This is a genomic window from Microbulbifer magnicolonia (assembly GCF_035117725.1).
Taxonomy (GTDB): Bacteria; Pseudomonadota; Gammaproteobacteria; order Pseudomonadales; family Cellvibrionaceae; genus Microbulbifer; species Microbulbifer magnicolonia.
The window spans coordinates 1,581,687-1,607,771 of record NZ_JAYEFD010000001.1 but is presented as its reverse complement, the minus strand read 5'-3'; the positions used below and the strand labels follow the sequence as shown (position 1 = coordinate 1,607,771).

The window sequence follows — 26,085 nt, the reverse complement described above, 5'->3', positions numbered from 1 at the left end:
GCAAATGATACCGATCTGCCAGCCATCCATCATTCAAAAAAGCCACTCCTTGATAATAAGAGTCACTTTCACCGGTCCCGCTATGCCATTCGTTTCCGCCTTGATGCGGGTGGGCAGCACATAGGGGCCGCGGTTCTGGTAGTCGCTGAAATTCAACTGCCAGCCGGCCTGTTGCAGGCTCTGCAGCTGGCCCTGTGGATTGCGCTGTTGTTTGCCGGCGCCGCCGGGCGCCGGCAGGCCGCGCACCCAGTAGAACATCTCATTAACCGGCAGCGGCCAACCGAGCGTTTCCATCGTCAGCTGAGCCGGGTTGCGCGCCTGCAGGGGGGGCTCGTCACCGCGCTGGAGGCTGACGCCGCCCGGCGTGCCGTTGATCACGGTGGCGCCGGCGCCGAGGGGGCCGCTCAGGTGAATGCGGTAGTTGGGCGCGCTTTGCTGCTGCCAGGTCAGGTTGGCACTGCCGTTGTCGCGGGCCGAGCGCACGCCGAGCTTGCCCTTAATAGTCCAGTGCTGCAGCTGCATTGCCGACTGTTCTGCAGTGCTGGGTGGCTGTGGTTGCTGGCCGGCACAGGCGGCGAGCAGGAATGCCAGCAGCGCCAGCCATAGAAAATGAATCTGTTTGGAGGGGCGGGACGCTTCAGCTATCGGAGGCATGTTGTTCCAGTGATTCGTTGATTTGCAGGCGCTTCAAGGTGGCCGGAATGATTTTGCTCTGCGGATTGAGTTTCATACCCTGCTGCCAGATCGCCATGGCCTTCTCACGGTTGCCCTGTACCCACAGTACTTCGCCCAGGTGCGCGGCAATTTCGTGATCGGGCAGCTTCTCCAGGGCCTGTTGCAGATATTTGACCGCTTCGTCGTGGTTGCCGAGACGGTACTGTATCCAGCCCATGCTGTCGATGATCGCCGGGTCATCGGGGCGCAGCTCCAGTGCCTTGGTGATGAGCTGCAGTGCTTCGTCGTGGCGGGTTTCGTCCTCGATCAGCTTGTAGCCCAGGGCGTTGAGAATCGTGGCGTTGTCCGGATCCTTATCCAGCAGTTTGCGCAACCCCTGCTCGAAGGCAGTGGCATTGCCCAGCTTGTCGTTGAGCAGGGCGCGGGTGTAGATCAGGCGGCCGCTTTCACTGTTTTGCGCCAGGGCCTGGTCGACAAGGTCGAGCGCTTCGCGATTTTGCTCGTGCTTGGTCAGGAGTTGCGCTTCCATCAGATAAAAGTGTTCGGACTGATCGGGGTGGCGCTGGCGCAGTTCGGCAAACCACTGGCGGTTGTCGTTGTTCTGCCCGGTGGCGGCGAGTAACTCGGTGCCGCGGGTGATGGCCTCGACATAGTCGTTGCCGGGTTCCACCTTGCGGTAGTGGGTAACGGCGGTGGGGGTGTCGTTCTCCTGCTCGGCGATACCGCCCAGGTAGAAGTGCGCTGCGGATTCGTGCTGCTCCAGCGTCAGCAGGCGCTCAAACAGCGGTTTAGCCGCTTCGAGGTTGTCGGTTTCATAGCGGATCAGCGCCAGCGACAGAATCATGTTGCCGTCATTGGGGTGAAGCTTCACCAGCTCGGCGAACTGCTGCTGGGCCAGGGCGAGATCCTCGCGGATCAGCAGGCGCGCGTATTGCAGGCGCAGCCGGCTCTCACGCGGGTAGATGCTGACCAGCTTGTCCAGCAGCTGAATCGCCTCCTGGCGCCGCTCCTGGTCGACGAGCAGGTGCGATTCCAGCAGCGGGGCATCCAGCAAGTCCGGGTGCTGTTCCTGTACCCGCCGCACAATGGCGAGCGCCTCCGGATACTGTTCGGTGGCGCGCAGCATCATCGCGTACGCCAGTACAACCTCGCCATTATTGGGGTACACCTGGGCCAGGCGCCGGAATTCGGGCATGACCTTCTCGGTCAGTTCGCGGTTGGAGACGGCGGTGGCAGCCAGGGACTGCAGTGGTGCATCGCCGCCCAATTTCAGGGCCTTTTCCGCGTGAACCAGCGCGCTTTCCAGGTCTCCGGCCAGGGTCAGTTCAGCGGTGGCGGCCAGCTGTGCCTCCGGGTCGTCCGGTTCCAGCTCCGCCCACAGCTGCGCCGAGCGCAGGGCCGCCCGCCGCGCATTGAGAAAGCGGGCGATACGGGTGGCGCGGGCGGCTACGCCAGCATCTTGGGTGCGCTCGGCCTGGTGGAAGTAGTTGGCCAGGGCCACATCGTACTGCTCGCGATTGCCGGCTACTTCCGCGACCAGCAGCGTGTAAAAGGTATCGATCGGGAAGGGGCGCGGGGCGGGCTCGCTGGTGGCGATATGCGCCGGCGCGGCCCCCTCCGCCGGTTGCGCCTCGACCGGCACTGCCACCTGCTGCTGGGCGCAGGCGCCGAGCAGCAGCGTGAGCGCTGCCGCCAGCAGATACTTGCCGGTGGAAGGGGGGAGAATTCTGGCGGGAGAAGCCGCGCGAGGTGCTGGGAGCATATGAGCGTATCCGTACGTAGGCCCGGCACGGGTGCCGGGCGCGGGTGGCGTGTTCTAAACGATTATCGCCGTATAATTCTAGTCGCGATTTACATGGGGGGCCGGGGGCGCGGTGGCGCTATCCCCGTCTCTGCGCGCAATTAAACCGTCCCCCGACCTTGCAAGCGGGCCGGCCGCCCGGGAAAATGCGCCCCAGCGCCAGTCTCATCTCTGATCTGCGTCCGCAGTCGGAGGGTTTTGAGACATTCGGGCCAGTACCGCAGCTCAAGAGTTAACGCCGACAGGAATCTATGCCAATCCTCGCCCTGGGTATCAACCACGACAGCGCACCGATCGAGGTGCGCGAGCGGGTGGCCTTTGCCCCCGAGGTGATGCCCGGCGCCCTGGCCGAAGCGCGCCGGGCACTGCGGTGTCCGGAACTGGCGATACTTTCCACCTGTAACCGCACCGAGATCTACGGCGAGGTGGAGCGAGAGCAGCTGCTCGAGTGGCTGGCCGCCTACCACCGGGTGCCGCAGGAGCAGCTGGAAGGCTGCTGCTACAGCTACAGCGGCGAGGCGGCGGTGCGCCATATGATGCGGGTGGCCTGCGGGCTCGACTCGCTGGTACTCGGCGAGCCGCAGATCCTCGGCCAGATCAAGTCCGCCTATGCGGTGGCCCGTGAGAGCGGCAGTGTCGGCAGCCTGCTGCACAGTGTCTTCCAGCAGGTGTTCGCGGTGGCGAAGAAGGTGCGCACCGAGACCGCCATCGGCGAGAACCCGGTTTCCGTGGCCTACGCCGCCGTGTCACTGGCGTCGCGCATCTTCACCGACCTGAAACAGCAGACGGCCCTGCTGATCGGCGCCGGCGAAACCATCGAACTGGTGGCCCGGCACCTGCTGGAACAGGGCGTCAGGCAGCTGGTGGTGGCCAATCGCACCCTGCAGCGCGCGCAGCAGCTGGCGGAAAACTTCGGCGCCGAGGCGATACTGCTGGCGGACATTCCCGAGCATCTGCCGCGCGCCGATATCGTCATCAGTTCCACCGCCAGCCAGCTGCCGATCCTCGGCAAGGGCGCGGTGGAATCGGCGCTGAAACAGCGCCGTCACAGACCGGTATTCATGGTGGATATCGCCGTGCCGCGGGATATCGAACCCCAGGTCGGCCAGCTGGACGACGTCTACCTCTATACCGTGGACGATCTGCGCGGCGTGATCGACGAGGGCATGCGCTCGCGGGAGAAGGCCGCCCGGGCCGCCGACGCCATCGTCGATGCCGCGGCGATCGAATTTATGCGCGAGCGCCGCTCGCTGGGCGCCGTGGACAGCATACGCAGCTATCGGCAGCGCGCCCAGGAGATCGGCAGCGCGGAGCTGGAGCGGGCGCTGGTGCAGCTCGACAAGGGCGAGGATCCGCGGCGGCTGCTCGAGCAGCTGACGCGCGCGCTGACCAACAAACTGATCCATGCGCCCACGGTCAGCCTGAAGCGCGCCACCGCCGAGGGCGACCTGGAGCGATTGCGCATAGCGCGGGAAATTGTCGGGCTGGAACCGCTCGCTGACATCGCCTTAGAGAAAAAAGACGGATGAAAGACTCGTTACTGAACAAGCTGGAAAACCTGCTGGAGCGCCACGAGGAAGTGTCCGCGCTGCTGGGCGACGCCGGGGTGATTGCCGATCAGGAGCAGTTTCGCGATCTGTCCCGCGAGTACTCCGAGCTGGAGGAAGTGGTGAAATGCTACGGCCGCTACAAGCGGCTGCAGGAAGACATGGCCGAGGCACGGGAGATGCTCGGCGAGAGCGACCCCGAAATGCGCGAGATGGCGCAGCAGGAGCTGCGTCAGGCCGAGGTACAGGTGGAACCGCTGGAGCGCGAGCTGCAGACGCTGCTGCTGCCGAAGGACCCCAACGACCGCAAGAACGTCTTCCTGGAAATTCGCGCCGGCACCGGTGGTGACGAGGCGGCGATTTTCTCCGGCGACCTGTTCCGCATGTACTCCCGCTACGCGGAAAGGCAGGGCTGGCGCATCGAGATCATCAGCGAAAACCCCGGCGAACACGGCGGCTACAAGGAGATCATTACCCGCGTCGCCGGCGAGGATGTCTACGCCAAACTGAAGTTTGAGTCGGGCGCGCACCGGGTGCAGCGGGTGCCGGAGACCGAATCCCAGGGCCGCATCCACACCTCGGCCTGTACCGTGGCGGTGATGCCGGAGCCGGATGAGCGCGACGCCATCGAGATCAACAAATCTGACCTGCGCGTGGACACCTACCGCGCCTCCGGTGCCGGCGGCCAGCACGTGAACAAGACCGACTCGGCGGTGCGCCTGACCCATATCCCCAGCGGCATCGTCGTCGAGTGCCAGGACGAGCGCTCCCAGCACAAGAACCGCGCCAAGGCGATGGCGCTGCTGCAGGCCAGGCTCTCCAGCGAGCAGGAGGCGGCAGCGGCCCGGGAGATTTCCGATGCGCGCAGAATCCTTGTCGGCAGCGGCGATCGCTCCGAGCGCATCCGCACCTACAATTTTCCCCAGGGCCGCGTTACCGATCACCGCATCGGCCTGACGCTGTACAAGCTCGACGAGATTATGCAGGGCGCGCTCGACGAGGTGATCGAGCCGCTGCGCACCGAGCATCAGGCGGACCAGCTGGCGGCGCTCGGTCAGTGATTGGCGGTCAGCGGCTGCTGGTACGCCCCTGGGAGCGCCGCGCTCCAGCTCGGCATCGCGGGCGGAGCCCGCGCCTTCATTTAGTCACAATATGACCAGCGTCAAACAGAATCTCACCCGCAGCACTGAACTAACGGAAAGCGACAGCGCCCGGCTGGATACCGAGATTCTGCTCGGCCATATACTCGGCCGCCAGCGCACCTGGCTCTATACCTGGCCCGAATACGAACTCACGGAAATTGAGCAGCGGCAGTTCGATGAGCTTCTCGCGCGGCGCAAATCCGGCGAACCGGTAGCCCATCTCACCGGTGAGCGCGAGTTCTGGTCGCTGCCGCTGCGGGTCAACGCCTCCACCCTGATACCGCGCCCGGAAACCGAATTGCTGGTGGAGACCGCACTGCAACTCTTTCCGCAGCAACAGGCGCGAGCGCTGGATCTGGGCACCGGTACCGGCGCCATAGCGCTGGCGCTGGCGGCGGAGAAGCCGGGCTGGCGGATAGTCGCCGCGGAGAAGTCCGCAGACGCGGTGGCGCTGGCGGAGGGAAACCGCAGCAGGCTCGGCTTCGACAATGTCGAGATAGTGCAGAGCGACTGGTTCGAAAATATAGCGCCGCAGCAGTTCGACCTGATCGTCAGCAATCCGCCCTATATCGACGCCGCGGATCCGCACCTGGCGCAGGGGGATGTGCGCTTCGAGCCGCGCTCGGCGCTGGTGGCAGAGCGCGAGGGACTCGCGGATATCGAGCACATTGCCCGGGACGCGATCGAGTATCTCCGGCCCGGCGCCTGGCTGATGGTGGAGCATGGCTGGCAGCAGGCCGCGGCGGTGCGCCACATTTTCGCCGCTGCCGGTTTGAGGAATATCGAGAGCCGCAGAGACTACGCCGATTGGGAGCGGCTGACGCTGGGGCAGAAATAACCCTCCGCAAGCTTATATTCGTCATTCAGGCGCAGGCCGTAATCTAAGAGCCCCGGAACCGGATACCGGCCTGCGCCGGTATGACGAACCTGTGAAATTATGTGGTGCAACCGGAGCATCTTTGAAACCGGGAGGGAATCCGTGCACGAACATGTCCACCACCGCCGCGGCAGCGGCCACCTGCGCCCGCTGGTGTGGGGACTGGTCATCACCTTTGCGTTCGCGATGGTCGAGGCGATTGGCGGCTGGATGTCCGGCTCCCTGGCGCTGCTGGGCGACGCCGGCCATATGGCCACGGATTCATTGTCGCTGGCCCTCGGTGCCGTGGCGGCGCTGCTGGCGCAGCGGCCGGCAAACCGCGAGCTGTCTTTCGGCTGGGGCCGGGCCGAGGTGCTGGCCGCCGTCATCAACGCGGTGTTTATGCTGGTGATTGTTATCGGCATCTGCTATGCGGCGGTGGGCAGGTTGCGCGAGCCGCAGCCGGTGCAGGGCGGCATCGTGATGCTGATCGCCTTCATCGGCCTGCTGGTGAATCTGCTGGTGGCCTGGACCCTGCACCGCGGCGAGCAGACGCTGAATATTCGCGGTGCGCTGCTGCATGTGATGGGCGACCTGCTCGGCTCGGTGGCGGCGCTGATCGCCGGTGCGGTGATCTATTTCACCGGCTGGCTGCCGATTGACCCGCTGCTGTCGCTGCTGATCTGTCTGCTGATCCTGTTTTCCAGCGTGCGCCTGCTGCGCGATGCGGTGGATGTGCTGATGGAGCGGGTGCCGCGCGAGCTGAGCCTGCCGGTGGTGGGGGAGACCCTGGCGGCGGTGAAGGGCGTGCGCTCGGTGCACGACCTGCATATCTGGCGTTTAGACAGCAGCACCATTTCCCTGTCCGCGCATATTGTGGTCGACGACCTGCTGGCCTGGCCGGCGGTGCTGGAGCGGCTGCGCGAGACGCTGATCAAGCGCTTCGATATCAATCACATCACGCTGCAGCCGGAGCCCCTGAGCCTCGCCGGCGCGACCATTATCGACCGGGTCAGCGACAACCAGTAAGCCGCTATTCCACCTGAGGCAGCCAGCCCTGCAGGCGATCGGCCGGAGCCGCCCATCTCGCCAGCAGGGCTGGCTCCCACAGGGCGGGGTTCTGTTAGTCCTCGTCTCTGCCGTCGGTCTCGGAGGACTGGCTCTCGATCACCGCTTCGCCGCTCGAGACTTCATCGGAGAGCGTCTCGTTCTCCGCCGATTTTTCCTCTGCGGCGGTCGCCGGGGCAGTGACCGGCACCGCCTGCTCGCTGGCCGCGGTCACATCCTCCGGCGGACTGATCTGCTCCTCGGGCGCCTGAATGCCGATGTGGTAGGCGGCAAAGCCCGGCTGCACCACCTGGTTCATGGCCATGCCGAGAATGCGGCCGTTGTGCTGCGAGCGGATTTCCGTGCGCACATTGGTGATCGGGTTAGTTACTGTGCCGAGCAGGTCGCCTTTGCGCACAAACTGTCCCAGCGCAACGTTGCTGAAAATGATGCCGCCGGTGGTGGCCCGCTGCCAGGTGGAGTTGTAGTAGACCGGCTCCGGCTCGCCCCATAGGCGGAATTTTTCCACCATCCCCAGCTGGTTCAGCAGCGTGCGGATGCCCTTGACACTGTGGCTCACCGACGGCTCGTCCAACACCATGGGCGCGCCGGCTTCCAGGGTGACGGTGGGAATGCCGGCCTCGACTGCGGCCCGACGCAAGGTGCCCTTGGCGCCCTTGCTGTGCAGCACCACGGTGGAACCGAAACTCTTGGTTATCTTGACGATCTTGGGGTTGCCCAGGTCACCGCGCAGCTGCGGCAGGTTGGTGCGGTAAAAAGAGCCGGTGTGCAAGTCCACCACCGCGTTGCAGTGGCTGAGCACCTCGTGGAAGAACGAATAGGCGATGCGCGATGCCGAGGAGCCGCGCGGATAGCCGGGAAAGTGCCGGTTCAGGTCGCGGCGGTCGGTCAGGTAGCGGGAGCCGCGGTGAAAGCCCTGCATGTTGACGATGGGTACGCCGATCACCGCGCCGCTCAGGGTGTCCGCATCCAGGTTGTACATCACCCGGCGCACCGTCTCTATGCCGTTCAGCTCGTCGCCGTGCACGGCCGCGGTCAGGCACAGGGTCGGGCCCGGCTTGGCGCCATTCACGACCAGCACCGGCGTGGAACTGTAGACGCCCTCAAAATGCTGGGAGGGCGACCAGGCCAGGCGGGTGGATGTGGCTGGTGGCACCTCGGCGCCGAGCAAACGCAGGGGCTTTGCCTGCTCTTCGGCGGCCGGCGCGGCGTCGGTCTGTAGCGCAGCGCTGTCCGCGGCTGGCTCCGGCTGCGGTGCGGCCACTGCCGGTTGCGCCGGCTCCGCCTCGGGCTTGGTCGCCGGAAGCTGCTCCAGCTCCTCGATCGGCTGATCCAGTTGCAGGTTTTCCGCCTGGGGCAGGGGTTCTTCGGCCCCCTTCTCCTGGGTCGCACTATCCGGCGCGGGCTTATCTGCGCTGTCCGGCTGCGGTTCTTCCGCCAGGGGTTGGTCCAGCTGCAGGTTTTCCGCCTGGGGCACCGGGGCGCCGTTCTGGCGCTCGATGCTGTCCTGCGGCTCTTCAGCCTCGGTCATGCCCAGGGCTTGCGCGGATGCCAGCAGCAGGGCTGCAGATGCCAGTAGGGAGAAAGGCAGTGTGCGGTGAGATCGGCTCAGGGGCGAGCGCAACAACATTCAGTCACTCCGGTAAATCTATGTAGCAGGCGGCAATGGGCGCCCGTCGGGTGTAGGGAGTTGGAGCGCGATTATAGCGGAAGCGTTCCCTGCGGCGCCGAAGAAATCTGACCGTCAGACGCCGTATGTACTCCTGATCGCCTTGCGACTGGTGCGCCACAGCCGCAGTCCCAGCAGTATGGCCGCGGTGCCGAGACCGATGCAGATGCCGGCCCAGTAACCGTAGACGCCCCAGAAGCGCTCTCCCAGCCAGTAGGCGGAAGTCAGCCCCACCAGCCAGTAGGAAAACAGCTGTACATACATGGGCACGCGGGTGTCCTTGTAACCCCGCAGTGCGCCCCAGGCCATCGCCTGGGCTACGTCCACCAGCTGGAAGGCTGCGCACAGCAGCAGCAGATTGCTGGCCACGGCGACGATATCGGCATTGCTGGTGTAGGCCAGCACGAACGGCTGGCGCAGGGTAATGAGCAGTACGCCGGTGGCCAGCGCATAGATCAGGCCGCTGCCGATACCCACCTTGCTGGCAAAGCGGGCCCGCTTCGGCCGCCCCTGCCCCAGCAGCTGCGCGGTGCGGATGCTCAGCGCCTGCGCCAGTGCCAGCGCCACCAGGTAGAAAATGGAGCCGATATTCAGGCCTATCTGGTGTGCCGCCACTATGGTGGCGCCGTAGGAGGCCAGCAGTACCGTCAGGCTGGCGAAAAAGGTCACCTCGCTGGCGGCGCCGATGCAGATCGGCAGGCCCACGCCGAGCAGGTGCCGCAGTGTCGGCCAGTGCGGTCGGGGCGGCAGCAGCCGCAGCCGCAGCGAACGGTAGGCCGGGTCGCTGCCGGCGTGCCAGAAGAGGGCCGCGGCGATGGACCAGCTCACCAGGGCGGTGGCCCAGCCGCAGCCGGCGCCGCCCATGGCGGGTATGGGGCCGGCGCCGAACACAAAGAGGATATCCAGCGGAATGTTCAGCACCGCCGCGGCGAGATAAATGCGCATCACCGGGCGCACCTGGCCCATGCCCTCGCAGTAGCCGCGCAGCGCCGTGCCCAGCGCAAAGGGCAGGGTGCCGGTGGCGAGCGCCAGCAGATACTGCTGCATCACCCGGCGCACCGGCTCTTCGGTATCTATCCACTGGCTCCAAACAGGCACCGCCAGCAGTGCGCCCACCACGATCAGGCCGCCGACCAGCGCAATCCACAGCGACTGCTGCAGCTGTGCCGCGCAGCCCTGTTCATCCCGAGCGCCGCGCAGGTGCGCCACCAGTGGCGATACGGCGGCCAGCAGGCCGATCAGGGTTACCGCGCAGACCGCCCAGATACTCGCGCCCAGCGCCAGTCCGGCCAGGTCCACCTCGCCGGCGCGGCCCGCGACCAGGGTGTCGGCCACACCCATGCTCACCACCGCCAGATTGCTCACCACCAGCGGTCCGCCGAGCGTGGTCAGGTGCGAGAGTTCGGTGGCGGTGGCCCGCGGGTAGAGCTTAAGCATATAGGTGTGTAACAGCTGCAGGCGGCGCGTCGACTAAAGTGAAAACAAGCGCAGTGGTCCGTGCCCAAAATTGAGGCGGGACGTTGAGAGGGCAGAATTATGGATGGCGCAAAGGGCTGGTTCAATCGGCTTTACGGGGTTTTTCTGCGCTGCGTGCGCGCCCTGGACTGGCTGGGGCCGCTGGCGCTGCGCATCTACTTGGCCCCCATCTTTATCCTCTCCGGCTGGAACAAGGTCCAGCATATCGGCGACGTGGCCGCCTGGTTCGGCAATCCGGACTGGGGCCTCGGCCTGCCGGCGCCGCTGCTGCTGGCCTGGCTGGCGGCGCTGACCGAGCTGCTCGGCGGCATAGCGCTGCTGCTCGGCCTCGGGGTGCGCCTGGCGGCGCTGCCGCTGATGTTCACAATGGCCGTGGCCGCGGTGACCGCCCACTGGCAGTACGGCTGGTCGGCGCTGCCGGACCAGACGCTGGTGATGCCCTGGGAGTGGCGCCGGGACCTGATCGCCGAAGGCGCGGCGCGCAAGGACAAGGCGGTGGAGCTGCTCAAGGAGTACGGCAACTACGACTGGCTGACCGAGGCCGGCAGCTTTACCGTGCTGAAGAACGGCATCGAGTTCGCCGCCACCTACTTCATTATGCTGCTGGCGCTGCTGTGCAGCGGCGCGGGCCGCTTCTTCAGTCTGGACTACTGGGTCTGCCGCCGCAGTGGCGGGCGAGATTCCTGGTAGCTATAGATGGTATACTCGCCGATTATTTAACCCCCCGCCGTCCACGGCGTTCGCCCTGCGGGCGCCCGCGGCATTCAGATTCGCTGCGGCGAGTTTGTACACATTGAAGCGAGTATTGCACTTGATAGGAAAGTTGTTCCGCCGTTCCGCGTCCAAAGACGAGAAGAGCCTTAAGTCCGGGGAGAAGAGCCCTCAGCGCGAGGATAAAAGCCCTCAGCGCGAGGCTAAAAGCCCTCAGCGTGAGGAGAAAGGCCCCCAGCGCGGCGAAGAGCGCCAGCGGCCGGAAAAAGGCCGCAAGCGCGAAGGCAAGAAGGGCCCCGAGAGCACCGAGCAGAAGCCGAGCGGCGACAAGGGACGGAAGCCTGCAGCTGCCGAGATGACCAGCTGGTCGCTGGATGACTTCCAGGCGCCAGAGCAGGAGGGCAAGGTGCGCTTCCACGACCTGGGCCTGCCGCTGCCGCTGATGCGCGCGATCCACGACCTGGGCTTCCAGTACTGCTCGCCGATCCAGGGCCGCTCCCTGCCGCACACCCTGAACGGCCACGACCTGGTGGGCAAGGCCCAGACGGGTACCGGCAAGACCGCCGCCTTCCTGATCACCATTATCGACGACCTGCTCAAGAACCCGTTCGAGGGCGAGCGCTACGCCGGCGAGGCGCGCACGCTGATCATCGCGCCGACGCGCGAGCTGGTGATGCAGATCGCCGACGACGCCAAGGCCCTGTGCAAATACACCGATCTGGAGATCCACACCCTGGTGGGCGGCATGGACTACCAGAAGCAGCAGCGCAACCTGCACGAGCGCCTGGTGGACATCCTCGTCGCCACCCCCGGCCGCCTGCTGGACTTCGCCAGCAACCGCGACTGCTACCTGGACCAGGTGGAAGTGCTGGTGATCGACGAGGCCGACCGCATGCTGGATATGGGCTTTATCCCGCAGGTGCGCCGCATCGTGCGCCAGACGCCGCGCAAGACGCACCGCCAGACCATGTTCTTCTCCGCCACCTTCACCCCGGAAGTGGACTCGCTGGTGGAGCAGTGGACCGACGAACCGGTGATGGTGGAGATAGAGCCGGAGCGGGTGGCCACCGACAGCGTCGAGCAGCACGTCTACCTGGTGGCCAGTGAGGAAAAATACACGCTGCTCTACAACATACTGCAGCGGGACGACGTGGACAGCCTGATCGTGTTCGCCAACCGCCGCGACCAGTGCCGCCGCCTGCACGAACACCTGGAGGCGCACGGCTTCAAGGCCGGCCTGCTGTCCGGCGAAATCGCGCAGAACAAGCGCGTGCGCACCCTGGAGGATTTCAAGAGCGGCGTGACCAAGGTGCTGGTGGCCACCGACGTGGCCGGCCGCGGTATCCATATTGAAGGCATCAGCCACGTGGTCAATTACACCCTGCCGGAAGAGCCGGAGGATTACGTGCACCGCATCGGCCGCACCGGCCGCGCCGGCAAGACCGGTACCTCCATCAGCTTCGCCTGCGAGGATGACGCCATGCGCCTGGAGCCGATCGAGCAGCTGCTCGGCGGCAAGCTCAGGTGCGAGGTGCCGCCGGAAGAGTTGCTGGCGGAACCGCCGAAAGTGAAAGTGCAGCGCAGCCACGAAGACAGGGGCGGACGTCGCAGCGGTGGCGGAAACCGCCGGCCCCGGCGGCACTGAGTTAAAGACGCGGACAAGGTCCGCGTTTTTATTGCCTTCAGATTTTTTCTGAAACCGGATCTTGTGACGCTGAGAAACCGCACGCGGTTATATGCGCTCTCAGTGCTTGCCCAAAGGCATTTGTAAAATGGACGCTGGCCATAACCGGCAGCGAGACAGCCGGCAGCGAGACATAACACAAGGCGCCATGGACAGGCTTTAAGCGAAGTATTCTTTGAACAGTCAGTCCCTGGTCATTGCTTGTGAGTAGTATTGGATACCGTCGCGATATCGACGGGTTGCGCGCTTTCGCGATTCTGCCGGTTCTCTTTGCGCACGCCGGACTGCCGGGCTTCGCCGGTGGATTTGTCGGCGTCGATGTGTTTTTCGTGATCTCCGGCTATCTGATCACCGGCATTCTGGCGCGGGAGATCGGCGAGGGCCGCTTCTCTCTGGCGAACTTTTACGAGCGCCGCGCCCGCCGTATTCTGCCGGCGCTCTTTGCGGTCCTGATCGCCTCTGTTGCCGTGGGCTGGTTCGTGTTGCCACCGGAACCGCTGAAGGAGCTTGCCCAGTCGGTGCTGGCTGCGGTGCTGTTCGTATCGAATATCTGGTTCTGGCAGAGCACCGAGGACTATTTCGGCACCGATGCGGAATGGCAGCCGCTGCTGCATACCTGGTCCCTCTCCGTCGAGGAGCAGTTCTACCTCGGTTTTCCGCTGCTGCTGTGCCTGCTGGCCGCGCGCGGGCGCCGCCCGACCTTGCTCGCCGTGGCCGGGCTGTCGGCGCTCTCTCTCGGTCTTTCGGTCTGGGCCACCAAAGCGCAGCCGTTTGCCAACTACTTCCTGGCGCCGACCCGGGTCTGGGAACTGGGGCTGGGTGCGCTGATCGCGCTTGGGGCTTTCCCGCGGGTGCGCCGAGCCTGGCTGCTGGAGCTGGCGGCGGCTGCAGGTATCGCAATGATCCTCGCCAGCGTCTTCCTGTACGATTCGGCCACGCCTTTTCCCGGCATCGCCGCACTCCTGCCCTGTGCCGGTGCCGCCGCGCTGATCTGGGCGGGCAATCAGCGGCAGACTGCGGCCGGCCGGCTGCTGTGCTGGCGCCCCTTAGTCGCGGTGGGGCTGATGTCCTACTCCCTGTACCTCTGGCACTGGCCAGTGCTGGTGTTGTTCCGGCTTTTGCACGGATCCGCCGAACTGCCGCTCGGACTGGCGCTGCAGGCGCTGGCGCTTTCCGCCGCGCTGGCCTGGCTCAGCTGGCGGTTCGTGGAGGCGCCGTTTCGCCGAGCGTCCGCGCAGGGATTTTCGCGCCGGGGGCTGGTGCGCCTCTTCGGCGCGGCGGCCGCGCTTATCGTGTCCGTCTCGGTGGTGATCAACGTCAACAAGGGCGTGCCCGCCCGGTTGCCGGAACCCGTGTTTGCCACTTATCAACATGCCATAGAGCGCACGCCCGAGGAGCGCCGCTGCATGGGCCGTTTGCCCCAAGAGGGACTCTGCGAGTTCGGTGTGGCGTCAGAAAACGATACTTCGGTGGATTATCTGCTTTGGGGCGACTCCCACGCCGGGGCTTTTCTGCCGGGTTTCGAGCGCTGGCTCCAGGAGCGGGGGCACAGCGGCGCCGTGGCGGCCAAGTCTGCATGTGCGCCCCTGCTCGGGGTGATCCGCACGGAAATGGGGGCGTCCCACGGTTGCGATACCTTCAACGCGCAGGTGATGGAGATGCTGGAGCGGCGGGAGGATTTGCGAACCGTCATTCTGGTGGCCCGTTGGGCACTGGTGGTGGAGGGAACCCGCTCCCCGGGCGAGAGCGGTCCGCCCGCCATCATGGGGCCGGCGGCGATGCAGGGTGCCCCGGAACTCCCCGCGGACGGGGATACGGCGGCCCGCAATTTCGCGCTGGTCGCGCGCGGCCTCACAGAAACCGTGGCCCGAATCCGGGCTGGCGGGCGGAGAGTGGTGATCGTGGAGGGCATCCCGGAGATCCCCTTCTCGGTTCCGCTGGCCATCGTCAGCGCCGAATTCGCCGGCGCCCAGCTGCAGGCGGCGCCCATGCGGGAGGAAGTGGAGGCGCGCAACCGCCGAGCCGACGCGATCTTTGACACCCTGGTGGAGGAATTCCAGGTACAGCGCGCGAGCCTGGTGCCCGAGCTCTGTCGCCCTCGCTGTCGGATTCAGGCTAACGGGGAGCCCCTGTACCGCGATGACGATCACCTGAGTACTTTCGGCGCGGAGCGACTGGTGCCGGATCTGCTGGATCTCGTTCCGGCTGGCTAGTGACAGGCCGCGCGCAGGCGCCGGATGGTGTAGCTGAACTAAGAAGAAGCGGGCCAAGCCCGCTTTTTTATAGTGCCGCGGCACCTGCGGATTGGTTGGTGGCGGCAACGCCGATCGCACTGAACTGCAGCAGTTCGTCACAGATTGCTGCGAAAGCCGCCTGCATTTGCTGCGCTGCCCGGCATCCACAGTAATATTGACAGCATGCGTACCCTGTACCTGCACATAGGATTCCACAAGACGGGTTCCAGCTCCCTGCAGCTGGCCCTGAACAGGCATAGAGACTACTTGCTGGAAAAGGGGTTCGAGTTTGTCTCCCTGGGTAAAAAGGGCAATTCGTCCGGCGGGATCAAAGTGTGCAGGGAAAGCGGCCGGCTCGTGTTCAGGATCAGCCGGCGATTCGAGCGGTTGCTGGCCGCCAGCCGCGGAGAGCGCGTTATTGTTTCCGCCGAGCACTTATCCTTCCTGCACTCGGCGGCAGATATCGAACAGCTAAGGGGTCTTTGCGGCAAGTATTTTGACGATACGATCGTCATCGCCTATCTGCGTCGCCAGGACCGACAGGCGATGTCCTTCAAGCAGCAGGCGGCCAGGGCATGTGAACGCGACTGGAGTTCCTCCAGCAAACTGATGGGGCACGGGGAAGGTGCCTTCCCCGATCTCAGCGAAGATGTCAGAGCCTACTACGACTACTTTGCCAAATTGCAATTGTGGGAGCGGAGTTTTGGCCGGCAGGCTCTCCGTGTGCGCGAGTTTGAAGGCGGCAGTCTCTGCGGCGGCGATATAGTCACGGACTTTGCCGGGCTGTTGGGCGCGGGGGTGGAGGTACCGCCGTGTCGCGTCAACGAGGGCATCTGCCGCAAGCATTTTTTGTTGACGCACAAGCTGATCGAGCTGGGTGTCGCGCGGCGGGAAATTGAAAAACTGAGGCCGCTGATGGCGGCGGACACCACTTCCCTGACGCCCAGCCGGGCCTCTGCACTGGCGTTTTTCCGCGAGTTCGAAATCTCCAATCGCCACCTGAACGATCACTATCTGCGCCAGGATTCCGGACTGGCATTCAGCGATGACTTCAGTGACTATCCCGACGAAGGCAACGACCGGCTCTCTATCGCGGACCTGGCCCGCTGGACTCCGGATCTGTTTGCCGCGGGACTGGAAAACCCGCGCGGGCTGAGAGATGCGTTGCTGGTCGACAGACTCGAGGTCCTGTCTGCAGCAGGCGCGGGGGCAGGCGAAAACCTGTCGCGGGAGCTGGCCGCACTCAGACAATGCCTTGCCATGACGGCCGACACAACCCCGCAGCGGCGCCCCTGGTATCGGCGAATCAAGTTGGGGAAGCGTTCCGGCCGCTAGTGCCCTTCGGGACACCAGCGATCTGCCCCCGAGGTTATCGGCAGCAAAAACGCGGGCCGGGCCCGCGTTCTCTATTGTTCGGTCGGCAGTTTTTCCGTCCCCGGATCGCCATCCTGCCGCAACCGCTCGATCCACAGCGCGGTACCGCCGGCCACCGCCGCCGGCATCACAAAGATATTCAGCACCGGCACCATCTTCGCCAGCATCACCGCCCCGCCGAAGCTCAGGGAGGTCATCTTGCGCCGCAGCAGTACGCTCTTCAGTTCATCGAACGGCCGCTGGTGGTTGTCGAGCGGGTAGTCCACGTACTGGATGGCCATACACCAGGCGCCCCAGAGCGCGCCCAGCAGCGCGGGCACAAACACCGTCCAACTGGTCAGAAGGGCGATCAGCAGGATCACCAGACCCCAGCCGATAAAGTAGCGCAGTTTGCGCAGTTCGCGGCCGAGGGTGCGCCAGACCATCCTGCCCAGGGGTTCCTGCGGCGGCGCCCGGCCGGTGAGGATTTCCTCGACCTTTTCCGCCAGAAACCCGTTAAACGGGGCGGCGATGATATTGGTGATGATGCCGAACAGATAACCGTAGACAAAGAAGAACAGCAGCAGCACGGCCAGGGCGATCACCCAGGCCAGCCAGCGGAAGGCGTCGGCGGCCCAGGCGGCGCCCTTGGCCATGATGGCCTCCCACCAGGACATGTTGTCCGTATTCACCGGCGTGTGCGACAGCAGGCTGCCGAGATAGTCGGCGAGGCCGCCCAGCTGCGAGATCATCAGCGCGGTGATGGCGATAAACAGCACCAGGTTGATCAGCAGCGGCACGATAATGAACGGGCGCAGCTCGCGCCGCGTCAGCAGGCGCGCGCCGCGCATCAGCGCGTCGAAGCCGTGAGCCGGATTGGAGGTCATCGTCTGTCCCCTCTATCGCACAGCGGCGCTCAGGCGCGACCGCCGGCAGTCCTTAGAATGGCCGCGTATTCCGCACCCTGGCGGTGTTCCTCGATTCGCGCCAACAGGGTCCTGCCGTCCGGTGCGGGGCTGTTCAGGTCCAGGCTCTGCGCCTGAAACAGGCGCACGAAAGTCTCGAAGTTCTCCGCCTTCATGCTGCGGTAGGCGCGTTCCAGCAGGTAGAAGTCGCGGTTCATTCCCTCCGGCGCATCGCCGATCAGAAAGCCGGCGATGCGCTCGTCATCGAACATTTCGCCGAGGACTTTCTGCTTGTCTTTTTTCAGGCTCACAATCTCTTCCTTAATCGCCACTGATCTGTATGGCCACCACTTCGCGCCGATACGCCGGAAGTCCGTCGGGCGGCCGGCCCGCCATTGTACGCAGCGCGGATCGCTATGTCCTCCCCGCCATTTTGGCGATCGGAGCGCGCGCCCTGCGTGTCGGGAAGGGGACTTCACCGGATGGAGAGGCGCAGGTGCTGGCGCTGACGTCGGCGCGGGGGGGCAGACCGCGCCGGGCCGGCAGATCCTCGCGGTCAGTCCCCGAGGCCGAGTTCGGCGATGGAGATCTCGCGCATTTTGAATTTCTGGATCTTGCCGGTCACCGTCATCGGGAAGCTGTCGGTGAACTTGAAGTAGCGCGGCACCTTGAAGTGGGTGATCCTGCCCCGGCAGAAGTCCCGCAATTCCTCCTCAGAAACAGCGCCGGCATCGGCGCGCAGCTGAACCCAGGCAACCAGCTCCTCACCGTATCTCTTGTCCGGCACGCCGGTGACCTGTACATCGGCAATGGCCGGGTGGGTGTAGAGGAACTCCTCCACCTCCTTCGGATAGATGTTCTCCCCGCCGCGGATCACCATGTCCTTGATGCGGCCGACGATCTGGATATAGCCGTCCTCGTCCATGGTGGCCAGGTCGCCGGTGTGCATCCAGCCGTCGCCGTCGATGGCGGCGCGGGTGGCCGCCTCGTTGTTCCAGTAACCGAGCATGACGCTGTAGCCGCGGGTGCACAGCTCGCCGATTGCGCCGCGCGGCACAGTCGCGCCGCTAGCGGGATCGACGATCTTCGATTCCAGGTGCGGCTGGGTGCGGCCGACGGTGGTGACGCGCTTGTCGAACGGGTCATCGGCGGCGGTCTGGGTTGAAACCGGGCTGGTCTCGGTCATGCCGTAGGCGATCTGCACTTCCTCCATATGCATCCTGCCGTTGACCGCCTTCATGACTTCGGCCGGGCAGATGGAGCCGGCCATGATGCCGGTGCGCAGTGAGCTGAGGTCGTAGCGGGTGAAGTCCGGGTGCTCCAGTTCGGCGATAAACATGGTGGGTACGCCGTAGAGCGCGGTGGCGCGCTCCGCCGCCACCGTTTCCAGTACCGCGGCCGGATCAAAGCCCTCGCCGGGGTAGATTATGGTGGCGCCGTGGGTCACGCAGCCCAGGTTGCCCATCACCATGCCGAAACAGTGATACAGCGGCACCGGTATCACCAGGCGGTCGCGCTCGGTCAGCTTGATGCTCTCGGCGACGAAGAAACCGTTGTTGAGGATGTTGTGGTGGGAGAGGGTGGCGCCCTTGGGGAAACCGGTGGTGCCGGAGGTGTACTGGATATTGATCGGGTCGCGATAGTGCAGAGAACGCTGTACCGCTGCCAGCTGGGCCGCGCTGACCTTGTCGGCCTCTTCGAGCAGGTCGTGCCAGCGCCACATACCGTCGTAACTTTGCTCGGCGAGATTCGCGACGATGTGCAGGTGCGGGAGCTTGGCGGCGGCGGGCTTTTCTCTGGCCGATGACTTCAGCTCCGGCGCCAGCTCGTAGAGCATCCGGGTGTAATCCGAGCTCTTGAAACGCTCGGCGATCACCAGCATGCGGGTTTGCGAGTGATTGAGCGCGTATTCGAGTTCGTGCAGGCGGTAGGACGGGTTGATATTGACCAGGATGGCGCCGATCTTGGCGGTGGCGAATTGCAGCGTGGTCCACTCGGCGCAGTTGGGCGACCAGATGCCGACCCTGTCCCCCTTGTCGATGCCGATGGCGAGCAGCGCGCGGGCGCAGGTGTCGACCTGCTGCCGGAACTCCTTATAGCTCCAGCGGATGCCCTGGTGGCGGGCAATCAGCGCATCGTTATCGGGGAATGCCGCGGCGATCTGGTCCAACTTGTCGCCGATGGTCATGTCGATCAGGGGCTCGGCGGCGCTGCCGCGAGTATAGCTGGGAAGGGTGTCTTGCATCGCCCGTACCTCGTTGTAGTTATCGTACAGCGTTGAGTGTTATCGATTATCGGCCTTACTTTCCTGACTTTTGTTGCGTTTGTCTAGTGGGCTCGGGGCGCCGGGCAGGACTGAAACGGTGGATGCGATGCGGCCGGTCTTCACGTGCTACGGCTTTTCGCTACTCTGCTTTTCGCTACTCCGCTTTTCGCGCCGCTGCCTCAGAGCGAATGCCTATACGGCCGCAGGGGTTTCCCGGCCGGAATTTAGTAGCCGGATCCAAAAGTTCGCGGTGATTTCACTGATCACGCTGCTTTCCGCGTTCAGCAATACCACGAGGCCAATGTCGCGTTCCCTGGAATAGGCCATGTCGGCCACATAGCCCTGCACCCAACCGCCGTGGTAAATCAGGTCTTCATCCTGAACTCGGTAGATGCGCCAGCCCAACCCGTAGTGGGCATCCTGCAGGTGATCTTTCCAGGCTTTGCGTCGCAATTCCTTCAGGGTACGCACCCGTGCCCGTGTCACTTCGTCGATGACGGGCTGCGGAATCACATCCTGCCGGTATCCCATCTGTGCGATCAGCCACTTTCCCAGGTCCGTAACGCTGGCATTCACGCCCGCGGCGGGCGAAACCCGGTAATAGCTCGGATTGACTTCCCCGGTCACCCAATCACCATTTTTCCTGATGTGCGGCAGCGCGCGATTGTCGGCGGCGAGAAATGCCGCCATGCCCACTGACGATTGATGCATATCCAGCGGCTCGAATATTCGCTGTGTCACCAGGCCGGCGTAGGGCATTCCCGTGACCTGCTCGAGGATAGGTTCCACCAGACTGAACACGATATTCTGGTATCCGTAGCACTCGCCCGGCGTACAGTGCGGCTCCAACTCGCGAAAGCGCGGCAGAATCTTTTGCAGAGGCAGGTCGTCTTCCAGCAGGTTGTCGTAGGCATTGGGCACCAGGCCCGAACTCTGCCCGATCAGGTGCTGCACCTGCAGTGCCTGCGACGCGCGCTGCGTTCTGAAGCGGAAGCCGGGCAGAAAGCGGTTGACCGGATCTTCCCAGCGCAACTTCCCATCGCGCACCACGAGGCCGGTTACTTCTGCGGCGAAAGTCTTGGATGCGGAAGCAATGCGGAATACCGTGTGCGGGTCGATTTCTTCCTGAGAATTCTTGGCGCGTAGTCCGTAGCCGCGCGCTGACACTATCTGGTCGCCGTCGACAATGGCATAGGCGCCGCCGGGAATGCCCGCCTCCTCGAGCTTCTGCCGGAATTCCCGATCAAACTGGTCACTCAGAGAATCGAGAGAGGCCGCCACGGATTGTGCGCCGCACAACCAGAGTGCGGCACACAGGAAAGCTCGTTTTACCATTGTTATAACTCTTTTACTGCTTGTTCCGGGTTTGTTGTAGCCGGCCATTGATTGCGTTTTCACCGGCGCGTTGTCGCACCCGGCACCGCCGGCAAAGTTCGCGCCACTGCATTGATCCTGTCACCGATGGTCATGGCGGGCAGGGTGCGGGATCTCTTTTCGCCAGTATGGCTCAGAAGGGCGCCGGTTATCGTCGGTGCCCCACCCTCTGTTCTTCACTGATGGACCCCACTTTCATGACTCTTGTTCCGTTTGTCCAGGGACCATTTGGGGAGTGTCGCCGCGAACGGCGCGCGGTGTGAAGGGCGCGGTTCGGCGGAATGCGGTTTGGAGGAGTGCAGTTTGGAGGGAGCGGCTGCCGGTGAGGGGAGCGGCGCCGCTAACAGCGGGCGCGCCGGGTGGCGCGTCCGCTGTGGCAATAGCCGGTGTCAGAGGAGGGCGTCGAGCTTTTCCTTGAGGATCTCGTTGATCATCTGCGGATTGGCCTGGCCCTTGGAGGCCTTCATGATCTGGCCGACAAAATAGCCCATCATCTTCGGTCTCTTGGCCTCGTCCGCATTGCGGTAGTTCTCCACCTGGGCGGCGCTGGCGGCGATGACCTGGTCCACCAGCTGTTCGATGGCGCCGGTATCGGATACCTGTTTGAGGCCGCGCTGCTCGATCACCGTATCCGCGTCGCCCTCGCCCTCGGCGATGGCCTCGAACACCTGCTTGGCGATCTTGCCGGAGATGGTGTTGTCTTTGATGCGCAGAATCAGACCGGCCAGCTGCTCGGCGGAGACCGGCGAGCGCGCGATGGACAGCTCCTCGCGGTTCAGCAGCGCGGCCAGTTCGCCGGTGATCCAGTTGGCGGCCAGCTTGGGTTCTCCGGACTCTTTAGCGACCGTCTCGAAGTAGTCGGCGATGGCGCGCTCCTGGGTCAGCTGGTCGGCGTCGTAGGCGGACAGCTTGTAGTCGCCCTGGAAGCGCGCGGCCTTGGCATCCGGCAGTTCGGGCAGTTCGCCGCGGAGTTTCTCCACATAGTCATCGGACAGGATTACCGGCAGCAGGTCCGGGCAGGGGAAGTAGCGGTAGTCGTTGGCCACTTCCTTGCTGCGCATGGAGCGGGTTTCGTTCTTGTCCGCGTCGTACAGGCGCGTCTCCTGCACAATGGAGCCGCCGTCCTCGAGGATATCGATCTGGCGCTCGGCCTCGACCTTGATGGCGCGCTCGACGAAGCGGAAGGAGTTGATGTTTTTCAGCTCGGTGCGGGTGCCGAGTTTTTCCTCTCCCTTTAAACGCACCGAGACGTTGGCATCGCAGCGCATCGAGCCCTGAGACATGTCGCCGTCGGAGATGCCCAGGTAGGTCACGATGCTGTGAATCTTCTTCAGGTAGGCGACCGCCTCGGCGGCGCTGCGCATATCCGGCTCGGACACTATCTCGATCAGCGGCGTGCCGGCGCGGTTCAGGTCGATGCCGGACATGCCGTGGCCACTTTCAAAAACAGCTTCATGCAGGGACTTGCCGGCGTCCTCCTCCAGGTGTGCGTGGTGCAGGCGCACCATCTTGCTGCTGCCGTCTTCCAGGTGAATTTCAACCTCGCCGGCACCGACGATCGGCTCGGCCAGCTGGGTGGTCTGGTAGCCCTTGGGCAGGTCCGGGTAGAAGTAGTTCTTGCGCTCGAACACCGAGCGCCGGCCGATCTCCGCATTCATGGCCAGGCCGAACATCACCGCGTAGCGGAAGGCCTCCTCGTTGGGTACCGGCAGTGTGCCCGGCATGGCCAGGTCGATGGCGCAGGCCTGGGTATTCGGCTCGGCGCCGAAGCGGGTACTGGCGCCGGAGAAAAGTTTCGACTTGGTGGAGAGCTGGACATGGACTTCCAGCCCGATAACGATTTCCCAACCCACGATGAATCTCCTTGTTATACGGCGCTGGCCAGGTTTGCGTGCTGTCTATGCCAGTCGGTGACCTGCTGGAACTGGTGGGCAACGTTGAGCATGCGCGCCTCGTCCAGGTAGTTGCCGATAATCTGCAGGCCTACGGGCATACTGTTCACCAGGCCGCAGGGCAGGGACATACCGGGCAGGCCCGCCAGGTTGGTGGCGATGGTGTAGATGTCCTCGAGGTACATGGCGACCGGGTCGGCCTTCTTGGCTCCCAGTGCAAAGGCCGGCGACGGCGAAGTCGGGCCCATGATCACGTCGACTTTCTCGAACGCCTGGACGAAATCCTGTTTGATCAGGCGGCGCACCTGCTGCGCCTTGTTGTAGTAGGCATCGTAATAGCCGGCGGACAGGGCGTAGGTTCCGACTAAAATGCGGCGCTGCACCTCGTCGCCGAAGCCTTCACCGCGGGAGCGCATATAGAGGTCGCGCAGGTCCTGCGGGTCCTCGCAGCGGTAGCCGTAGCGTACGCCATCGAAGCGCGACAGGTTGGCCGAGGCCTCCGCCGGCGCTATGACGTAGTAGGCGGGCACCGCCAGTTCGGTGTGCGGCAGGCTGACCTCCACCAGCTCGGCGCCGAGCCTTTCGAACTCCTTCAGCGCATCCTCTATCCGCGCCGCCGTGTCCGCGTTCAGGCCCTCGCCGAAGTACTCTTTCGGCACGCCGATTCTCAGCCCGGCGATGGGGTCGTTCAGGTTCAGTGTGTAGTCCTGCACCGGCCGGTTCAGGCTGGTGGAGTCCTTTTCGTCGTGGCCGGCCATCACCGTCAGCAAATAGGCCACATCTTCCGCACTGCGGGCGATGGGGCCGGCCTGGTCGAGGCTGGAGGCGAAGGCGATCATGCCCCAGCGGGACACGCGCCCGTAGGTGGGCTTCAGGCCGGTGGTGTTGGTCAGTGCCGCCGGCTGGCGGATGGAGCCGCCGGTGTCGGTGGCGGTGGCGCCGGGGACCAGCAGCGCCGCCACGGCGGCGGCGGATCCGCCGGAGGAGCCGCCGGGCACGCAGTCGGTGTTCCAGGGGTTTTTCACCGGGCCGTAGTAGCTGGTCTCGTTGGAGGAGCCCATCGCGAACTCGTCCATATTGGTCTTGCCCAGGGTCACGGCGGAGGCAGCGTTGAATTTCTCTACCACGGTGGCGTCGTAGGGCGGAACAAAGTTGTCCAGCATTCTGGAGCCGCAGCTGGTGCGCACGCCGCTGGTGCAGAAGATGTCCTTGTGCGCAATGGGCACGCCGCACAGGGCCGGGGCCCCGCCCTGCGCCAGGCGCGCGTCCGCCGCCGCGGCCTGGGCCATCGCCAGCTGGTCAGTGACGGTGATAAAGCTGTTGTAATTGCCATCGAGCTGCTGAATGCGGTCCAGCAGGTGGCGGGTGATCTCGACGCTGGAGAACTGCCTGTCCCGCAGCCCCCGAATAACTTCGGCGATGGTTAACTGATGCATATTCTTCCCTTGGACGCTTCCAGTCCGCGCGCTTAGTCGATTACTTTCGGGACCAGGTAGAGGCCCTGCTCCGATTGTGGGGCCAGTTTGAGGAACTCCTCGCGGCGGTCGGGTTCGGTGACCTCATCCGCGCGCAGCACCTGCACCTCGTCCAGGGGGTGGGCCATGGGGGCTACACCCTCGGTGTGAACTGCCTGTAGCTGATCTACCAGCTGCAGGACGTCGCCCAGGCGACCGCTGACTTCATTGATGGTCTCTGCGGAGATGGCAATGCGAGCCAGCTCTGCCAGCTTTTCTACGGTTTGTGTATCCACGGCCATGGCGTACGGGGCTCCAGCTTCAGTGGCATTTCGGAGGCTGCCTCGAAACAGACCGGGCGAGGCAGAGGGGTCGCAAATTTAGCACAAAGGGCCGCTATTCTCACCGGCCGGTCAGCCCGGTGCCGGCGGTGCGACCGGTAATGTGGCCGGCGGTCCGCATTTGACTGTTTTTCAGCCTTGCTCTGAACCCCCGCCGTTGTTAGAGTTTGCCGATTCTGGCCGGGGTCTGCGTGTTCCCGGCAATTTGGCAGAAGATCGGGCCGGAAATGCGGTCCGGAACTCAGAATTTTTTGCGCGGACTAAGCTAGTCTCCGTCCGGGGGCAGGCCTACTGCGAGCGCCGTGAGCACGCCATCTGCACATTGCAAGAAGTGGTTATTTAGCGAGCTAAACGCCCACTTCTCGCAATGCACAGCTGACGCACTCACGGCGCTCTCGCTACGGCCCTTTCCCAGGACGAAGCCTAGAGAAGCTTTGAATCCGGGTTTGAACCGCGCCTGCGGTGCCCACCCTGGGCGCTGATAATTAGTACAAGGTAATCGAATTCCATGTTTAAACGTTTGCGGGGCATGTTCTCCAGTGATCTCTCCATCGACCTGGGAACAGCCAACACGCTCATCTATGTCCGCGATCGCGGCGTAGTCCTCGATGAACCCTCCGTCGTCGCCATCCGTCACTACAACGGCCAGAAGATCGTCGAGGCAGTCGGTGTCGAGGCCAAGCGCATGCTCGGCCGCACCCCGGGGAACATCACCGCCATACGCCCGATGAAGGACGGCGTGATCGCCGACTTCCAGGTGACCGAAAAGATGCTGCAGCACTTTATCCGCAAGGTGCACGAGAACAGCTGGATGCGCCCGAGCCCGCGGGTGCTGGTGTGCGTGCCCTGCCAGTCCACCGAGGTGGAGCGCCGCGCGATTCGGGAATCCGCGATGGGGGCGGGCGCCCGCGAAGTGTGGCTGATCGAGGAACCCATGGCGGCGGCCATCGGTGCCGGCCTCAAGGTCGAGGAGGCCAGCGGCTCCATGGTGGTGGACATCGGCGGCGGCACCACCGAGATCGCGATCATCTCGCTGAACGGCGTCGTTTACTCCGATTCCGTGCGCATCGGCGGTGACCGTTTCGACGAGGCCATCGTCAACTATGTGCGCCGCAACTACGGCAGCGTGATCGGCGATGCCACCGCCGAGCGCATCAAGGAAGAGATCGGCTGTGCCTATGCGGGCAGCGAAGTGCGCGAGATCGACGTGCGCGGCCGCAACCTGGCGGAGGGCGTGCCGCGCAGCTTCACCCTCAACTCCGACGAGATTCTCGAGGCGCTGCAGGATCCACTGACCGGCATAGTGCAGGCGGTGAAGAGCGCGCTGGAACAGTCCCCGCCGGAACTGGCCTCCGACATCGCCGAGCGGGGCATGGTGCTGACCGGCGGCGGCGCACTGCTGCGCGACCTGGACCGCCTGCTGATGGAGGAATCAGGCCTGCCGGTCATCGTCGCCGACGATCCGCTCACCTGTGTGGCGCGCGGCGGCGGCAAGGCGCTGGATATGATGGACAAGAGCCGTCTGTATCTGGTGTCCAACTAAATACAATTCCCTCTAGGAGCGGCGGGGCGGATGGCCGCCCCGCCGCTCCTACAAGGTATGATGCGACGACACAAACACACTCAGACTGGTCGAC

Annotated in this window: 20 protein-coding genes; 9 read left to right on the top strand and 11 right to left on the bottom strand. The window is 64.3% G+C overall.

What is annotated here, in order from left to right:
* Window positions 1-33: 33 nt before the first annotated feature.
* Both lolB and RRF64_RS07070 read right to left on the bottom strand, forming a co-directional pair.
* On the bottom strand, window positions 34-654 hold the full coding sequence (lolB, locus tag RRF64_RS07075; RefSeq protein WP_323845132.1) for a lipoprotein insertase outer membrane protein LolB: 621 nt from the start codon (window positions 652-654) through the stop codon (window positions 34-36).
* A complete protein-coding gene (locus RRF64_RS07070) occupies window positions 638-2,437 on the bottom strand; it encodes a tetratricopeptide repeat protein (RefSeq protein WP_323845131.1) in 1,800 nt (599 codons plus the stop codon). The genes lolB and RRF64_RS07070 overlap by 17 nt, the downstream gene beginning before the upstream one ends.
* A 290-nt stretch (window positions 2,438-2,727) precedes the next feature.
* Here RRF64_RS07070 and hemA point away from each other — a divergent pair, with 290 nt between their 5' ends.
* The 4 genes from hemA (at window position 2,728) to RRF64_RS07050 (ending at window position 7,050) form a co-directional block, all read left to right on the top strand.
* Complete coding sequence (gene hemA, locus RRF64_RS07065; RefSeq protein WP_323845130.1) at window positions 2,728-4,005, top strand: glutamyl-tRNA reductase; 1,278 nt, start codon at window positions 2,728-2,730, stop codon at window positions 4,003-4,005.
* Window positions 4,002-5,084 (top strand): peptide chain release factor 1, encoded by a 1,083-nt coding sequence (gene prfA, locus RRF64_RS07060; RefSeq protein WP_323845129.1) that lies wholly within the window; start codon window positions 4,002-4,004, stop codon window positions 5,082-5,084. Before hemA ends, prfA begins: the two co-directional genes overlap by 4 nt.
* Window positions 5,085-5,175: 91 nt before the next feature.
* Window positions 5,176-6,003, top strand: a complete 828-nt coding sequence (gene prmC / locus RRF64_RS07055) for a peptide chain release factor N(5)-glutamine methyltransferase (protein ID WP_323845128.1) — start codon at window positions 5,176-5,178, stop codon at window positions 6,001-6,003.
* Between the two features lie 141 nt (window positions 6,004-6,144).
* The gene (locus RRF64_RS07050) at window positions 6,145-7,050 is read left to right on the top strand and encodes a cation diffusion facilitator family transporter (protein WP_323845127.1); all 906 of its coding nucleotides are present in this window, start codon (window positions 6,145-6,147) and stop codon (window positions 7,048-7,050) included.
* A 94-nt stretch (window positions 7,051-7,144) separates the two neighbouring features.
* Here the strand turns inward: RRF64_RS07050 and RRF64_RS07045 are convergent, their stop codons facing one another.
* Both RRF64_RS07045 and RRF64_RS07040 read right to left on the bottom strand, forming a co-directional pair.
* The gene (locus RRF64_RS07045) at window positions 7,145-8,719 is read right to left on the bottom strand and encodes a succinylglutamate desuccinylase/aspartoacylase family protein (protein ID WP_323845126.1); all 1,575 of its coding nucleotides are present in this window, start codon (window positions 8,717-8,719) and stop codon (window positions 7,145-7,147) included.
* Between the two features lie 114 nt (window positions 8,720-8,833).
* Entirely contained in the window at window positions 8,834-10,195 is a 1,362-nt protein-coding gene (locus tag RRF64_RS07040; protein ID WP_323845125.1) for an MATE family efflux transporter, read from the bottom strand.
* A 99-nt stretch (window positions 10,196-10,294) separates the two neighbouring features.
* Here RRF64_RS07040 and RRF64_RS07035 point away from each other — a divergent pair, with 99 nt between their 5' ends.
* From RRF64_RS07035 to RRF64_RS07020, 4 genes are all read left to right on the top strand, one after another.
* Window positions 10,295-10,924 carry an HvfX family Cu-binding RiPP maturation protein gene (locus tag RRF64_RS07035; protein WP_323845124.1) on the top strand — a complete coding sequence of 210 codons (630 nt, stop codon included), beginning with the start codon at window positions 10,295-10,297 and terminating at the stop codon, window positions 10,922-10,924.
* A 376-nt stretch (window positions 10,925-11,300) separates the two neighbouring features.
* Complete coding sequence (gene rhlB / locus RRF64_RS07030; protein ID WP_323845603.1) at window positions 11,301-12,590, top strand: ATP-dependent RNA helicase RhlB; 1,290 nt, start codon at window positions 11,301-11,303, stop codon at window positions 12,588-12,590.
* 242 nt (window positions 12,591-12,832) lie between these two features.
* The gene (locus tag RRF64_RS07025) at window positions 12,833-14,842 is read left to right on the top strand and encodes an acyltransferase family protein (RefSeq protein ID WP_323845123.1); all 2,010 of its coding nucleotides are present in this window, start codon (window positions 12,833-12,835) and stop codon (window positions 14,840-14,842) included.
* A gap of 204 nt (window positions 14,843-15,046) precedes the next feature.
* Window positions 15,047-16,198, top strand: a complete 1,152-nt coding sequence (locus RRF64_RS07020) for a hypothetical protein (RefSeq protein WP_323845122.1) — start codon at window positions 15,047-15,049, stop codon at window positions 16,196-16,198.
* 71 nt (window positions 16,199-16,269) lie between these two features.
* Here the strand turns inward: RRF64_RS07020 and cysZ are convergent, their stop codons facing one another.
* The 7 genes from cysZ to gatC form a co-directional block, all read right to left on the bottom strand.
* Window positions 16,270-17,103: a sulfate transporter CysZ gene (gene cysZ, locus RRF64_RS07015; RefSeq protein ID WP_323845121.1), complete on the bottom strand. Its 834-nt coding sequence runs from the start codon at window positions 17,101-17,103 to the stop codon at window positions 16,270-16,272.
* A gap of 29 nt (window positions 17,104-17,132) precedes the next feature.
* Window positions 17,133-17,432 (bottom strand): PA4642 family protein, encoded by a 300-nt coding sequence (locus RRF64_RS07010; RefSeq protein ID WP_323845120.1) that lies wholly within the window; start codon window positions 17,430-17,432, stop codon window positions 17,133-17,135.
* A 245-nt stretch (window positions 17,433-17,677) separates the two neighbouring features.
* A complete protein-coding gene (locus tag RRF64_RS07005; protein WP_323845119.1) occupies window positions 17,678-19,366 on the bottom strand; it encodes an AMP-binding protein in 1,689 nt (562 codons plus the stop codon).
* A 213-nt stretch (window positions 19,367-19,579) separates the two neighbouring features.
* Window positions 19,580-20,722 carry a serine hydrolase domain-containing protein gene (locus tag RRF64_RS07000; protein WP_323845118.1) on the bottom strand — a complete coding sequence of 381 codons (1,143 nt, stop codon included), beginning with the start codon at window positions 20,720-20,722 and terminating at the stop codon, window positions 19,580-19,582.
* A 428-nt stretch (window positions 20,723-21,150) separates the two neighbouring features.
* Entirely contained in the window at window positions 21,151-22,614 is a 1,464-nt protein-coding gene (gene gatB / locus RRF64_RS06995) for an Asp-tRNA(Asn)/Glu-tRNA(Gln) amidotransferase subunit GatB (protein ID WP_323845116.1), read from the bottom strand.
* 14 nt (window positions 22,615-22,628) lie between these two features.
* The gene (gene gatA, locus RRF64_RS06990) at window positions 22,629-24,089 is read right to left on the bottom strand and encodes an Asp-tRNA(Asn)/Glu-tRNA(Gln) amidotransferase subunit GatA (RefSeq protein WP_323845115.1); all 1,461 of its coding nucleotides are present in this window, start codon (window positions 24,087-24,089) and stop codon (window positions 22,629-22,631) included.
* Window positions 24,090-24,121: 32 nt separating this feature from the next.
* Window positions 24,122-24,409 carry an Asp-tRNA(Asn)/Glu-tRNA(Gln) amidotransferase subunit GatC gene (gatC, locus tag RRF64_RS06985; protein ID WP_323845114.1) on the bottom strand — a complete coding sequence of 96 codons (288 nt, stop codon included), beginning with the start codon at window positions 24,407-24,409 and terminating at the stop codon, window positions 24,122-24,124.
* 547 nt (window positions 24,410-24,956) lie between these two features.
* Between gatC and RRF64_RS06980 the strand changes: the two genes are divergently transcribed.
* Window positions 24,957-25,991 carry a rod shape-determining protein gene (locus RRF64_RS06980; protein WP_323845113.1) on the top strand — a complete coding sequence of 345 codons (1,035 nt, stop codon included), beginning with the start codon at window positions 24,957-24,959 and terminating at the stop codon, window positions 25,989-25,991.
* Window positions 25,992-26,085: the final 94 nt, after the last annotated feature.